This is a genomic window from Nostoc sp. ATCC 53789 (genome assembly GCF_009873495.1).
In the GTDB taxonomy this organism is placed as follows: Bacteria; Cyanobacteriota; Cyanobacteriia; order Cyanobacteriales; family Nostocaceae; genus Nostoc; species Nostoc muscorum_A.
This window is the reverse complement of the sequence record NZ_CP046703.1, coordinates 637,688-650,515: the sequence shown is the minus strand read 5'-3', so window position 1 is coordinate 650,515 and position 12,828 is coordinate 637,688. Positions and strand designations below refer to the sequence as shown.

At 39.8% G+C, this 12,828-nt stretch carries 16 protein-coding genes; 6 read left to right on the top strand and 10 right to left on the bottom strand.

Going from position 1 to position 12,828, the window contains the following annotated elements:
- Positions 1 to 66: 66 nt before the first annotated feature.
- From GJB62_RS02395 to GJB62_RS02360, 10 genes are all read right to left on the bottom strand, one after another.
- Positions 67 to 1,272 (bottom strand): nucleotidyltransferase family protein, encoded by a 1,206-nt coding sequence (locus tag GJB62_RS02395; RefSeq protein ID WP_159402437.1) that lies wholly within the window; start codon positions 1,270 to 1,272, stop codon positions 67 to 69.
- 33 nt (positions 1,273 to 1,305) lie between these two features.
- Complete coding sequence (locus GJB62_RS02390; protein ID WP_114080514.1) at positions 1,306 to 3,123, bottom strand: ABC transporter ATP-binding protein; 1,818 nt, start codon at positions 3,121 to 3,123, stop codon at positions 1,306 to 1,308.
- 4 nt (positions 3,124 to 3,127) lie between these two features.
- Complete coding sequence (locus GJB62_RS02385) at positions 3,128 to 3,571, bottom strand: lasso peptide biosynthesis B2 protein (RefSeq protein ID WP_114080513.1); 444 nt, start codon at positions 3,569 to 3,571, stop codon at positions 3,128 to 3,130.
- Positions 3,555 to 4,604 carry an NAD-dependent epimerase/dehydratase family protein gene (locus tag GJB62_RS02380; RefSeq protein WP_114080512.1) on the bottom strand — a complete coding sequence of 350 codons (1,050 nt, stop codon included), beginning with the start codon at positions 4,602 to 4,604 and terminating at the stop codon, positions 3,555 to 3,557. The genes GJB62_RS02385 and GJB62_RS02380 overlap by 17 nt, the downstream gene beginning before the upstream one ends.
- Positions 4,605 to 4,608: 4 nt before the next feature.
- On the bottom strand, positions 4,609 to 5,508 hold the full coding sequence (locus GJB62_RS02375; RefSeq protein ID WP_114080511.1) for a glycosyltransferase: 900 nt from the start codon (positions 5,506 to 5,508) through the stop codon (positions 4,609 to 4,611).
- A gap of 55 nt (positions 5,509 to 5,563) precedes the next feature.
- The gene (locus GJB62_RS02370; RefSeq protein ID WP_147262436.1) at positions 5,564 to 6,577 is read right to left on the bottom strand and encodes a serine/threonine protein kinase; all 1,014 of its coding nucleotides are present in this window, start codon (positions 6,575 to 6,577) and stop codon (positions 5,564 to 5,566) included.
- Positions 6,578 to 6,833: 256 nt separating this feature from the next.
- Complete coding sequence (locus tag GJB62_RS36545) at positions 6,834 to 6,992, bottom strand: hypothetical protein (RefSeq protein ID WP_167755970.1); 159 nt, start codon at positions 6,990 to 6,992, stop codon at positions 6,834 to 6,836.
- Between the two features lie 186 nt (positions 6,993 to 7,178).
- On the bottom strand, positions 7,179 to 7,334 hold the full coding sequence (locus GJB62_RS36540; RefSeq protein WP_167755969.1) for a hypothetical protein: 156 nt from the start codon (positions 7,332 to 7,334) through the stop codon (positions 7,179 to 7,181).
- Between the two features lie 314 nt (positions 7,335 to 7,648).
- Positions 7,649 to 8,830 carry a glycosyltransferase family 4 protein gene (locus GJB62_RS02365; RefSeq protein WP_114080509.1) on the bottom strand — a complete coding sequence of 394 codons (1,182 nt, stop codon included), beginning with the start codon at positions 8,828 to 8,830 and terminating at the stop codon, positions 7,649 to 7,651.
- 21 nt (positions 8,831 to 8,851) lie between these two features.
- Positions 8,852 to 9,142: a PqqD family protein gene (locus tag GJB62_RS02360; RefSeq protein ID WP_114080508.1), complete on the bottom strand. Its 291-nt coding sequence runs from the start codon at positions 9,140 to 9,142 to the stop codon at positions 8,852 to 8,854.
- A gap of 531 nt (positions 9,143 to 9,673) precedes the next feature.
- Between GJB62_RS02360 and GJB62_RS02355 the strand changes: the two genes are divergently transcribed.
- The 6 genes from GJB62_RS02355 to GJB62_RS37320 all read left to right on the top strand — a co-directional run bounded on the left by GJB62_RS02355 (position 9,674) and on the right by GJB62_RS37320 (position 12,664).
- Positions 9,674 to 10,357, top strand: a complete 684-nt coding sequence (locus tag GJB62_RS02355; protein ID WP_114080507.1) for a transposase family protein — start codon at positions 9,674 to 9,676, stop codon at positions 10,355 to 10,357.
- A gap of 55 nt (positions 10,358 to 10,412) precedes the next feature.
- On the top strand, positions 10,413 to 10,934 hold the full coding sequence (locus GJB62_RS02350) for a helix-turn-helix domain-containing protein (protein ID WP_159402436.1): 522 nt from the start codon (positions 10,413 to 10,415) through the stop codon (positions 10,932 to 10,934).
- Between the two features lie 158 nt (positions 10,935 to 11,092).
- A complete protein-coding gene (locus GJB62_RS02345; RefSeq protein WP_245246076.1) occupies positions 11,093 to 11,488 on the top strand; it encodes a transposase in 396 nt (131 codons plus the stop codon).
- The gene (locus GJB62_RS02340; protein WP_159402435.1) at positions 11,476 to 12,048 is read left to right on the top strand and encodes an IS630 family transposase; all 573 of its coding nucleotides are present in this window, start codon (positions 11,476 to 11,478) and stop codon (positions 12,046 to 12,048) included. Before GJB62_RS02345 ends, GJB62_RS02340 begins: the two co-directional genes overlap by 13 nt.
- A 19-nt stretch (positions 12,049 to 12,067) precedes the next feature.
- Positions 12,068 to 12,262, top strand: coding sequence for a hypothetical protein (locus GJB62_RS37325; protein WP_245246075.1), 195 nt, complete (start codon positions 12,068 to 12,070; stop codon positions 12,260 to 12,262).
- Positions 12,263 to 12,271: 9 nt separating this feature from the next.
- The gene (locus GJB62_RS37320) at positions 12,272 to 12,664 is read left to right on the top strand and encodes an ABC transporter permease (protein WP_258551410.1); all 393 of its coding nucleotides are present in this window, start codon (positions 12,272 to 12,274) and stop codon (positions 12,662 to 12,664) included.
- Positions 12,665 to 12,828 lie beyond the last annotated feature (164 nt).

The following is a 12,828-nucleotide window of genomic DNA, read 5'->3' as shown; positions in this document are numbered from 1 at the left end:
GTCAACAATTTACCCCTGTCAATTCGCTACGAATTTAAGCAAAGCTGTACTTAGTAGCGATGGCATTCATCTGTATTTACTATTAGTTATGTATCTGCTTACCAAGCGTATTGGTCGGATTAAGTAGTATAGGAAAGAAAGACCAGATGGCAATAGGAAAAATTCCAGGTCTGCTTGGGTAGTATCAGTAATTACAAGCCTGGTTGTAAAATTCAAAAATTGCCACACCAGATAAACACGATCTGGCATTCTACTGAGTGGGCCATTTATCATTAGGTGCTGAAAAAAAAGTTTAATTATCAGTGGACTTTTAATTTCCGTGAAAAGCTGTTTCTGCATCCGTATAGCATAAATTAAAATTGTTGGATCGATTTGGATCTGTTCTTGAATAGCCTGCTTTACTTGCGCTGGCAAAGGGGTATTCAGGAGAGTGTTAACTATAAACAGACTAATAAAAAATGGTCTTTTAAGTTCCAGACTGTTTACTTTTTGCAATAATTGTTCCCAATCAAATCTCTGTTGAATACGCAATAATTCAGCTAAATCACAAATCTGAGCTAAAGACGCTTTACTTTCATTAACTCCTCTAGCAACTTGGACAGCGAGGATTATTAACAAATCATCACAAGAGAATTCGATGATAGATTCACCTTTGAGGGTTAAAGACCTGCTTCGTTGCCACAAAGTTTCAAAATTAGGAAGTTTAAAAGGGAAGTAAGATAAGGGAGTCAATTCACAGTGAAGATCCACCACTATTTCTGGTTTCTGGCTATGGACAAAAGTTTGTTGCCAACCATAGTAGTCAGCTTCTAGTTGATATTTGTGAGCAATCAATAATTCTTGAGCTTTGACTATATCCTGTTGTCTCACCAGAATATCTAGGTCGCTAAATTGTCTCATGGCTAAATTGCCATAAATAGAAATAGCTAAAACAAGACCTTTAAAAGGAATTGCCCGAATTTTGTGAGCTTCAAAAAGCTTAAGGATGTTAAGCAATTCGTGGCTCAAAAATAAGTTGCGGCTAGCATTAGTGTGATAATGATTCTGAAGCTGAGTTAAAACTGTTTTGGGAATAGCTTCTTTCCCAGCAGTCTTGAGACTCTGGTATAGGAGTGGTATCGTCCCATGATATGCTGCTATTTCCATAAGATATGTCCAGTCTATATCTTGCTGGAGTATGGTATTAATTCGCTCTGCTGTTTTGGGGTCTATATGAGTTCGGGTACAACACAGAAGTAGCTCAATTTCTGGACGTTGAACCTTTGTTGGCAATTGAGTAATAGGCCTGTTTAAGGTAATCATAAATTACTTATAGTGTTGGGCTTGGGTTTCAAACAAGTTTGCATAGCTACTACCCAGATTTATCAGTTCTTCATGGGTGCCGCTTTCAATAATTGAACCGTTTGCCATCACGTAGATACAGTCAGCCATTCTGACGGTTGATAAGCGATGGCTGATGAGGATAGCAGCTTGATTTTTAATAAGTTGGCGGAAATTCTGAAACACCTCTTCTTCGGCTTTCGGGTCTAAAGCGCTAGTCGGTTCATCTAAAACGATTAGCTGTGAATCTCGCAAAAATGCCCTTGCCAAAGCGATTTTTTGCCACTGACCGATGCTCAATTCTTCCCCTTGTTCAAAGAATTTACCCAGTATGGTATCGTAACCTTGAGGTAGCTTGCTAATGACATCATCAGCACCGGAACGACGGGCAGCGGCGGTGATTTTTTCGTAGCTGAATGGCAGGTTGATATTTGCCAACCAAATGTTTTCTTTAGCAGTCAGATGATATTTCGTATAGTCTTGAAAAATCACGCTAATTTGACGGCGGAGAGCAGCAATTTCAAATTGGCGTAAATCTACGCCATCAATGGTAATACTACCAAAAGTGGGATCGTATAAACGACACAAAAGCTTAATTAAAGTAGTCTTACCGGAGCCGTTTTCTCCTACCAATGCCACCACTTCTCCTGGGCGAATAGTCAGATTAATATTCTGAAGTGCCTGACGCTTCGTAGTTGCATATTGGAAACTAACATGATTAAACACAATCCCCTTTTTCATTGGTATGGGAAGAGGTTTCGGATTTGACGGTTCTACAACTTTTGGTTTCAGGTCTAAAAATTCATATAAGTTAGCAAGAAATAGATTGTCTTCATATAAACCAGACAGACCACCCAAGAGACTTTTCAGGTCATTTTGTCCTCGTTGCAATGCCTGGTAATAGAGTACTAAGTCACCAAAGCGGATAGTGCCTTGCATGGTTTGATAAATAATGAAACCATAGGCAGCAAAAACTAAAGTTGTCGCCGTTGCTTGGGCACCAAGATTAGCCACAGACTGTTTTTTGGTCATGGCTATGTTTTCCTGATATAGTTGCCGCCGCAAGCGCAGATACCACTGACTAAAGAAAGAACCCAAATCAAACAAGCGAATTTCTTTAGCGTGTTGCTCTGTAGTCAGTATCCGACTCAAGTAGCCTGCTTGGCGTTCCTGGGCTGTCTTCTGACGCTGCCAATGATACATGATACCGGAATATTTCACCCGCACTACCAGGGCCGGAATCGCGGCAACAAATAAGATAACTCCTATTCCCCAATGCAATGACAGTAGCAACCCCAGCATCGCTACCAAAGAAATACTACTCAAACATAGCCATGCCAAACGATGTAGGATTTGCCCTGGTCGAGAAGGAGCTTCTTTTTGCGCTCGCTGCAAGGCATCATAATATTCAGAGTTTTCATAATACTCCAGGTCTACCTCAATTGATTTAGCATGGAGGATGTTTTGCATATAGTCAGTGAGTTGCTGAGACTGGGCGGCATACACCAGTTCAGTCAGAGAAGAACACAGGGTAGTTACTAGGGTGATAGCAACAAAGAAGCCAAGCAAAAGTAATACTCGACTAAAGGCGGCTCCTTTGTCGGCAACATTAACACTGGCAGCTATTGTATCTACGATGAGTTTGGTGAGGTAAAGAGATAGTAGAGGCAATAAACCTTGAATAACCAAAAGTGCAACCAAAGCAATAGTCAAACGAGGACTGCTGTTCCAAACTAGGCGCAACGCAGGCAGAATGCGTAAGCTTTGCTGAATTTTATATCTTAAAGTTTTGCCCGCTTTCATATTTTTAAAGATGCTCTTTTGCAAAAGATGCCAGTTGGCTAAAATTAGGAAGGTCTGCAACATCCCCAATTACAACCTGTCCCTGATTTTCTAACCACGCATGAGCCTTTAACTCTCCTTCTTGACCTTTAGCAACACCAATGCAGAGATTAGATGTATAACCGTGGCGACTCATGAAAACCTGGCAAGTCAAGGCACGCGCCAGACACTTTACACCAAGCATATAATGACTGCTCACTTCAACAGCCCAGATAATTGTTTCAATAGAGATGTGGTGTTTTTCTTGATATTTAGGTTTGGCGTTACTTAGCCTTAATAGAAGTTGATGCAAGGTTTTAAATGACAGTAGCCACAAACCTAATCTAACTAATGTCAATACAATAAAAGTGTTAATTAAAAGTTGTTTTTTTTGAGAATTTAATTTGATAAACTTAGATAAATACTTCATTTTTACTTAAATATTTATTTAATAATTTTTTATTTACAATGCAGTTTTCATTTTCTAAATCTTGAGCAGATAGAGTCAACCGTTGTTTTGAATAATTCTCCTTGTTGCTCAAAGATGATGCAATTAAAAAAACAATAGCCGATTCTGCTGACCACTGAGGCTGGAAGTCTAGACATGAAGATATCCTGGAAATATCAGCTTGTGAATGTTGAATATCTCCTGCACGAGGAGACGCGAAATTAATCTCTGGTTTCCATCGCGGAAAATGATTTTTGAGGATATTAATCAACTGCACTAAAGAAGTAGATGTTCCAGTTCCTAAGTTACAAATTAAGGATGAACCAGAGGTAATATTTACCTTTAATGCTTGAGAAAAAGCCCTCACTACGTCTTTAACATAAATAAAGTCTCTGGTTTGAGTTCCATCGCCATAAATAGTAATTGGCAAGCCACGTTGTATAATATCAATAAAGCGCGAAATTACACCAGAGTAGCTTGAATTAGGAACTTGTCTAGGGCCAAATACGTTAAAAATTCGTAAGCCAACAAATGAAAAACCTAGTTGTTTAGCAAACATACTAGCGTATTGTTCACTCACCAATTTTTGTAAGCCGTAGGGTGACATAGGAGAAGTTTTTTGCTCTTCTGAAATTGGTAATTGAGTGAGATTGCCGTATACAGATGCGGAACTGGCAAATACTAACTTAGGAATAGTTAAAGCTTGGCAAAGTTGAATCACAGCCAAGGTTGCCGAAAGATTATTGTGATGAGCCTCTAAGGGACGACACAAAGATTCTGTCACCGATGAAATAGCTGCTAAATGGGCGATCCCATCAACTTTCTCTGTAAAATCTTCTGGTTGACATATTAAAATATCTTTTTGGAGAAACCTAAGATGACAATGTTTGGGTAAGTTCTCTAAACGTCCAGTGGTCAGATTATCAACTACAGTGACACGATGACCTTCTGATAACAATTGTTCTGTGAGATGAGAGCCAATAAATCCGGCTCCGCCAGTGACAATAAAATGCATGATCTTAAATTTGCTCAGTATATAAAGATAATCGCAACTCCTCATATCTAGCGGTTTCACCCCGCATTTCTCGATAGCGATGCAAAACTCTACGTGCTTGCTCTATTTGATGATTTTGAATATGTAAATTGGCAAGTCCGAGGTAGATATTGTAAAAGTAAGGATCGATAAAATTAACAGGGATTTTTAGGAATTCTGGATTGCGATCGATGACTTTTTCCTTAACACGCAGCTGGTTAGTTAACATCTGCTCTTTATCTTGAGAAAGATTATTTGGCGATTGCCGATAACGTGCTAAGGGTTGATTTAAAAAGTAAATCGGAAATTTTTCAATCAGGCGCAGCCATAAATCGTAATCTTCACAACATCTCAGAGTTTCATCAAACAAACCCACTTTATCTAAACAGTCTCGACGCACAACAACCGTTAGGACTGGAATGTAGTTGTATCTAAAAAGAGTCCATAATACCTGAAGATTCGGGGTAGGAAATGCTGTATTATACGAACCTGGAAACAAACCCTGTTGATCAGAAAAAAAGAGTGAATCTGAATAGATCAAACCAATGCGTGGATTGGCTTCCAAGACGGAAATCTGTTTTTCTAACTTCTGAGGTTCCCAGAGATCATCATCATCTAAAAAGGCGATATACTTCCCTCTAGCAGAGCGAATTCCAGCATTACGAGCCGCAGATAATCCTTGATTGGCTTGATGAATAGCGGTAATGCGGCGATCGCTAAATTCAGCCAGGACTTGCGGAGTATTATCCTGAGAACCATCGTTGATGACAATAATTTCGTAGTCTTTGTAGGTTTGTGCCAAAACGCTGTTAATTGCCTGACTGACAATATGTCCACGCTGGTAAGTAGGAATAATAACACTGACGGTTGGCTCAAAAACTTGCATATTTAATAAAAATTTGCTTAGTAAATATAGGCAAATATTCAAATTACTGGTGTTGCTAAACCAAAGTATGAATCAAGCGTAAGTTTTCTAAAATAACATCATAAATTTGCTTCAAACTCCCTAAATTATCAGGAAGTAATAACTCACGCACAGGAACAGTCTTTGCCAATTGACCTAATTCTTGAAACTCTTGTCTACACTGTTGAGAAGTGAGGAAAGCACGCCCATAAGAATTGAACATTAGATACTTCATTGCTTCAGGCAGAGAAAGAGAGTTAATTATAGGTGCTGTGAGGTTTGAGTCACGTTCTCCTAATATGTACACAGCAATTAATGGCAAAGCTTGGGATTGAAACTGCCACTGTTCTCTATCTTTTATTTGCAAATCTATAAAGCGTTTATCTAGATTTGTTGATACCAGTGATAAATCTTCTATTGAGCCGTGAATGGCATTTACAGAATTAGGCCACAGGCGTAGACGAGGATAAGCAGATTGTACCCAAAAACTTTTTTTATCAGGAATAAGTGCGGCAATATCATCTGCCAATACGGAGAATCCACGGCTAGCTAACGCTGCTGCTGTGGTTGATTTACCTGCGCCTGATTGTCCCAAAATGGCGATCGCGCTACCATCAACTGCAACCACGCTGGCATGAAGACAAGTCACTCCCCGCAGCCGTAACAGATGACCAAGTACACAACCCAGCAGCAAAGATACTGCATCTGTAAATAGTGCATCTCTAGACCAAAAACCCCAAACTTGACTACCATCAGGATTCAAAATGAATTCTAAGCAATCAACCCCATCAAAAGACCTTATCCTCCAGTAAGTGCCGTCATCCCGGTGCGTTGTCCACAAATGGAAGCCTGTTTGTTCATACCACTCAAGCGGCACATTCCAAAAAGCTTGGTCGAGTAATGGCGGTTGACTCTGCTGTTCACCAACTAGGTGAATAGCAACATCTATCAGTGCAGAACTGTTAACAGTAACTAACCCTGGGAGCAGTCGATTAATAGACAGGTTGAGCCCATAAAATTGATAGCAATAATTATCGTTTTTAATCGACATTTGCATTTATATTTATTTTTATCTGCAAACTTATGAGTTTCAGAAACCCGACTTGTTGAAAAAGTCGGGGTTCTTTTGGAAAGGACAAAATTACACACTTTATTTTCACAAAATGTTAAAGAAAAAGGTAGGTAAAAAATCCCTTCTAGTCTAGATTTATAGGCACTTTTTTCTACCTAATAAACTAGCCTTACCTTCCCATTATTTATATGACAGGAATTCAAATTTACTGTCATTATGTTTTTATACTGCTTGCTTAAGGAAGACCAGTAATGGGGGGGGAAGTTATAAAAACAATAGTAGTAGTACCAAAACCACCACTACCACCCACTTGTTGTGTCAAACCAGATATTTTACCGTGAGCTTTCAATTCAGGTTCTGAATAGTTTTTTTTCGTGTTTTCAGATTGTGACATTTGATCAAGCCTTACGTATGTAAACAATAGCCTCATAAGAGGGCAAGTATAAAGATGTATTTAGTCTAGATTTATTAGCTCAAGAAAATTGCCTAATAAATCCTTCCTACTTGCTAACTCTACCCTGCCATCATTTATATGACAGCGAGTGAAGTTTAGCTTTTCGTGTTTTTTTCTACTTAACTACTAAGGAGCAGACACAGTGGTAGTAGATATGGGGAATCCGGTTGTGGTACCAAAACCACCACTACCACCCACTTGTTGTGTCAAACCAGATATTTTACCGTGAGCTTTCAATTCTGGTTCAGAATAGTTTTTTTTCGTGTTTTCAGATTGAGACATTTGATCAATCCTTGTTTTTGTGTTTTACTTGTTTGGAATTATTCAGACTATAAAATATTACAATAATTCAGATTACTTGGTTTATGAATTTTATGTAAAGTTATTACTATTTTCTGCGCTCAAAAATTGCAACTAAAAATCCCCAAAGTCTATATTTACAGATTGGTAAAAAAAAGATTTTAATGAACAAAATTTAATATATTGATGTGATTTACACAAAAACTCTCCTAAACTATTATTCTTGCCTCTATCCTTTACAGTTAGCTATTTCGTGACTTATTAGTAAGTCCTAATGGAATTGAGTGATGGAAAATTTAGGCCGAGACTACCTTAGTAGTAGATGCCAAATCTTCATATATTTGGAATATCCGCTTTTGTAAAATTGCTTCATCATATTCCTCGACAATAACTTGCCGTGCTTGTGCAAGATGTGCTTCTCGCTCTTGGGGAGGTTGATTGACAACTTTAATCATTGCCTCTGCTAGAGCATCTGGGTTTTCCGGTTCTACCAAAGTACAAAATTCTTCAATAAAAGTGCCTCGATAAGCTAACAAATCACAGGTAATAACTGGGCGTTCACAGGCAACTGCTTCAATTAGTGTCGAAGGAAAGGCATCACTGACGGGATAATTGATAATCACATCTGCTAAGTTGTAGCCTGTAGGCATGAGATTATAAGGTAGGCCAGGCATCCAGCGCAGATTTTCTAATAAGCCAAGTTCTTCTGCTTTTTTGCGGATGCTTTCGTAAATAACTACTGCTTCTTCCCCGCCGGCACGCCCTAGCTTTGAAAAGACGAGTACCGTCGGTTTTATGAATTGGGGATAAGCCTGTGCATAGGCTGTAAATATCTGCTCATGGTTGTACACTTTAGACCAACCACGGGGCGAAAGCAGAATTGTGGCTTCTTCATCAATCTTCAATATTTCCCGTCGCCATTTTGGTAAATCTTTTGTGACTCCAGAGCGAAAATGTTGGGGGTTTGTCCCTAAAGGAATTAATTCTACCCGTTGATTAGAATTCAGCAGTGCTTTAGATTTTTCTATCAAACTAGGTGTCTCTACAATCAGCACACCAGTGTTATTAAACACTTGGCTAACCCTATCGTTATGCTTGCTTTGTTCCCTTTCTGGTTGTAGCAAATGATTTAAAAAGCCCCAAGCAGAGACCACAAGAGGGTTTAGATTTGCCAGGACACAACACTGGGCGTGCCAACCAATAGCGTGGACATGGATAATATCAGGCTGGAATTCATCTGCAAGTTTACGTAATGGCTCCGCCATTTCCTCGGCCATCTGATCTTCATAAGGGTAGGTGTTGGTAAACTCCTCTAGATACTTTCGCCAAACAGTGGGGAAATAGCGATAATTTTTGGGAGTTTCCGTTTCATAGGGGTCTACATCTCCTAGTAGCCAAACTTCATAACCTGCTTTAACTACCCAATCTAAGGGTCTTGTCAAGGCAACGCCCCCAGCACCAATCATCAGTACACGCATAATTTGATTTTTTGCTTCAAGTTAAGAATCAGTAATTTCCACTAGTCCAGCCTTAACCAATTTATCAATAAACTTGAGCAAGTCTTGTTTTAACTTCTCTGGCTCGACATCATACTCTTTTATCAAGGTGTCGTAAGCTGTCTGGATAGAATCTGACTCAGTTAGCACAAAGAATATTTTTGTACCTACCTCGTTTTGACTAAAATATTCTTCGCTTTGCAGATTCAGTAAAACTGATTCCCCTGCTAAGTCTTGAGTCAGAACATTTGCAGATAAGGATACTTTTTGATTTAAGGCTATTTGTAGTGTCATTTTTTACAACAGGATATATTGAGTCTGGTTAATTAGTGTTCATTAAGCTGTTACTTCGGACTACCAATTGCCTTACAATTACGTCAAGCTTATGTGAGGCTGAATCATCACAAGTTGAAAGGTTGGTATTCACAACTACTAAATACACACTTTAGGCAGTGTATAACAATACCTTCGCTAAAAATAGATGTGGTCTAAATTGGGCATTAAGCAAAACCTGTAATTCTTGATGAGAATTGCAATTTTTTAGTCATTCGTGAACCTATCCCACTAATAATATTTTGTTAATCCGGATGTGAATGGTAGCTGTAGCGAACTGCAAACATAAATGCTTCAAACCGCAAACAAGGCGATTTTGAAACCACATTAAGGGTCTTGGCAACTTTTGGTGATGATGAAAGGTTACGCGCTTTAAGGCAGAAGGCAGAAGGCAGAGGGCAGAGGGCAGAAGGAGGAGGGAAGAAAGATATAATTAAGATACTTTAAACTTCACTCCATCAAACATTTAAGGGATAAGCCTCAGCAAGCCCTATGTCGGTGCTAACTCGCCTCTTACCAGATTCAACAAACCTGAAACTTGAGAGTTGCCTTGTTGACGAAATAAAAACTCAGATAAAGTTGATTGTTTCTGCAATCATAACAGTAGTTAATTGTCCAGTTTGTAATCAACCAACTCACCGAATTCATAGCCACTACGAGCGGAAGTTAGCAGACTTACCGTGGGCTGATTACAGCATTACCCTACAGTTACGGGTGCGGAAGTTTTTTTGCATCAATACTTTGTGTAACCGACGCATTTTTACCGAAAGGCTCAACAGTGTAACCGCACCTTGGGCGCGAAGGACTCTACGTTTAGCTCAACGACTAAGTGCGATTGCTTTAGCTAATGGTGGTGCAGCAGGGGTAAGACTCTCGGAGCAATTAGGGATAAAAGTTTCTCGCAACACACTATTAAATTTAGTCCGCTCAATCCCACTCCCACCAATCGTAACGCCACATACTCTTGGGGTAGACGACTTTTGTTTTCGTAAATGTAAAACCTACGGCACAGCACTAATTGACCTGGAACGCAGCCGACCAATTGCTCTACTCAAAGATGCAAAAGCTGAAACCTTAGCAGAATGGTTAAAAGCTCATCCCGGTGTCAAAGTCGTCTCACGAGATCGATCATTGACCTTGCTACTATTCATATCTGGATTCAAAGAATTTTATTAGTGGGATAGGTTCATACAGTCTTTCATCAGTAACCCAAACCGACGGTACTGTAGTTGTGCGAGTACCACGACCAAGCCGTGAACAACAGGCACTACAATTAGCAGAACAAAGCCGTGCTAGACGAGTTGCTATTCATCAGCAAGTTTGGGATCTACATGATCAAGGTTGGAGTGGAAAAGCTATAGCCCGTCAAGTTGGGATTGGTGTAACAAGTGTATTTCGCTATCTACGTACTCCCACCTTTGTTGAACCAACTCGGCGAAGAAGCCGAGGTCGAAGTATTTTAGTTCCATACCAAGAATATATCCTAAAACGCTGGAATGAAGGTTGTCACGAAGGCTTAGTCTTGTTTGAGGAAATTCAACAACAGGGTTACAAAGGTAGTTATGATACTGTAGCGCGTTACACGCGGCGCATCCGTACAGCCCTTGGAATCAAGCCACGAAAACTGTATTCAGTTAAGTCTTTACCAAAAGTCACTCAACCCAAAAAACTTTGTCTCACGCCTCGTCGTGCAGTATGGCTAGTGCTACGGAAACCGGAGTCGCAACTGCCTGAAGTGTCCTTTGAATCATAATTTGGTTCTTGGCAACTTTTGGTGATCTAGGTTGGGGGAAGGCAGAGGGCAGAGGGCAGAAGGCAGAAGTCGGAAGGAAAAAAGATATATAGCGGTTCCTGCTTGAGTGAAATACAGTATGAGATAATGGAGTATATTAACGTCTAAGTATTTAGGGAATGAAACCTTACTCTTGTGATCTGCGCCAAAAAGTGATCAATGCATATAACAATCAAGAAGGCTCTCAACGACAATTGGCAATAAGATTCAGTGTCAGCTTGAGTTTTGTTCAAAGTTTACTGAGACGATATCGTAGCAGTGGGACAGTTGAGCCAAAACCTCATGGTGGAGGTCAAATCTCAAAGCTCAATAATGAGCATCTGGCATTGGTAGGGTTATTAGTAGAGTCAGATAATGATGCCACTTTGGTGGAATTGTGCGATCGCTTAGAACAACAGACTCAAGTAAAGATAAGCCGTTCCTCAATGGGCAGAATCACCCAAAAGCTGAATCTGACACGCAAAAAAAAACATTACACGCGAGCGAAAAGTATACAGAACGGGTGCAAAAATTGAGGGCAGAGTATTGGACAATCATCGGAGAAGTAAACTTAGCAGACTTAGTATTTATCGATGAAGCTGGAGTAAATATTGCTATGACCAGACGCTTCGCTCGTTCGCCTCAAGGTAGTCGTGCTTATGGTCATTGTCCTGACGGCCGGGGAAAAAATGTGACGATGATTGGAGCGATGTCAACTGAAGGCATCATTGCTGCGATGACTTTTACTGGTGGTACTAATGCATCGGCGTTTGAAACCTATGTTACTCAAGTTTTAGTTCCTAGCATGAAGCCGGGTGCAACTGTTGTTATGGATAACTTCAGTTCTCATAAAGTTACAGGTATCCGTGAAGCCATTGAATCTGTGGGAGCAAAATTGGTTTATTTGTCTCCCTACTCTCCAGATTTTTCACCGATTGAAAACTGCTGGTCAAAGGTGAAAGAATTTTTACGTTCGCAAGCCGCTCGAACCTATCAAGAGCTAGATGAGGCCATTACAAATGCCTTAAATGCTGTGACTAAAAAAGATATTATTGGATGGTTCACGCACTGCTGTTACTATATTGCACCCAACTGAGAACCGCTATAATTTTTTCATGCAAGACCAAGGACTACTACCAGATAAAAATATTATTACACCGCGAATCCGCTTGTGGTTTAACCCTGGTAGATTGGAGTCGCTGTACATTGTGCCAGGAGCCTATGCTGTAGTATTGTGGATTTTTCCCTCATTGCTAACAGCGATCGCAATGGTGCGTGAAAAAGAAAAAGGTACAATTTTACAAGTCTAGGCTTCTAGCATTAGTGCAACCGAACTGTTACTTAGCAAAGGATTAGCTTACCTGCTAATTGCGATTACAGAAGCTTTAATAGTTATGGGATTAGGGTCAATAATTTTTCATATCGGCGTAATTAGTAACCCGATCACTTTATTAATAGGAACTCTACTCTTTTTAATAGATAGTGTTTCCTTTGGTTTACTTGGAGGGGTACGTAGCAGTAACCAAAATTCCGCAGTACAAATTGTTTCTCTTGTCGGTTTTATTACATCTTTATTGCTATCTGTTTTTATTTATCCCCTGAGTAATATTCCTTTTCCCCTTTCACTAACACCTAACGTATTTCCTGCGCGTTATTACATTGATATCACCCGTGATGCTTTTGTGCGTGGTACAGGATGGACAGGAGTTTGATTTGACTTACTCATGCTTGCAGTTTTGGGATTTGTATTTTTCAACGTAGCGCGTCGGCTTTTAAGTCGAATGCAAATTAGTCAATAGTCATTGGTCATTAGCAAAACGTTTTAGATCCCCCTAAATCCCCCTTAAAAAGGGGGACTTTGATTCCGGTTCCCCCC

Bases quoted from the DNA above. Each gene is read 5' to 3' on its own strand.
- GJB62_RS02390 (WP_114080514.1), bottom strand. From the start codon at position 3,123: ATGAAAGCGGGCAAAACTTTAAGATATAAAATTCAGCAAAGCTTACGC.
- GJB62_RS02385 (WP_114080513.1), bottom strand. From the start codon at position 3,571: ATGAAGTATTTATCTAAGTTTATCAAATTAAATTCTCAAAAAAAACAA.
- GJB62_RS02380 (WP_114080512.1), bottom strand. From the start codon at position 4,604: ATGCATTTTATTGTCACTGGCGGAGCCGGATTTATTGGCTCTCATCTC.
- GJB62_RS02375 (WP_114080511.1), bottom strand. From the start codon at position 5,508: ATGCAAGTTTTTGAGCCAACCGTCAGTGTTATTATTCCTACTTACCAG.
- GJB62_RS02370 (WP_147262436.1), bottom strand. From the start codon at position 6,577: ATGTCGATTAAAAACGATAATTATTGCTATCAATTTTATGGGCTCAAC.
- GJB62_RS36545 (WP_167755970.1), bottom strand. From the start codon at position 6,992: ATGTCACAATCTGAAAACACGAAAAAAAACTATTCAGAACCTGAATTG.
- GJB62_RS36540 (WP_167755969.1), bottom strand. From the start codon at position 7,334: ATGTCTCAATCTGAAAACACGAAAAAAAACTATTCTGAACCAGAATTG.
- GJB62_RS02365 (WP_114080509.1), bottom strand. From the start codon at position 8,830: ATGCGTGTACTGATGATTGGTGCTGGGGGCGTTGCCTTGACAAGACCC.
- GJB62_RS02360 (WP_114080508.1), bottom strand. From the start codon at position 9,142: ATGACACTACAAATAGCCTTAAATCAAAAAGTATCCTTATCTGCAAAT.
- GJB62_RS02355 (WP_114080507.1), top strand. From the start codon at position 9,674: ATGTCGGTGCTAACTCGCCTCTTACCAGATTCAACAAACCTGAAACTT.
- GJB62_RS02345 (WP_245246076.1), top strand. From the start codon at position 11,093: ATGAAACCTTACTCTTGTGATCTGCGCCAAAAAGTGATCAATGCATAT.
- GJB62_RS37325 (WP_245246075.1), top strand. From the start codon at position 12,068: ATGCAAGACCAAGGACTACTACCAGATAAAAATATTATTACACCGCGA.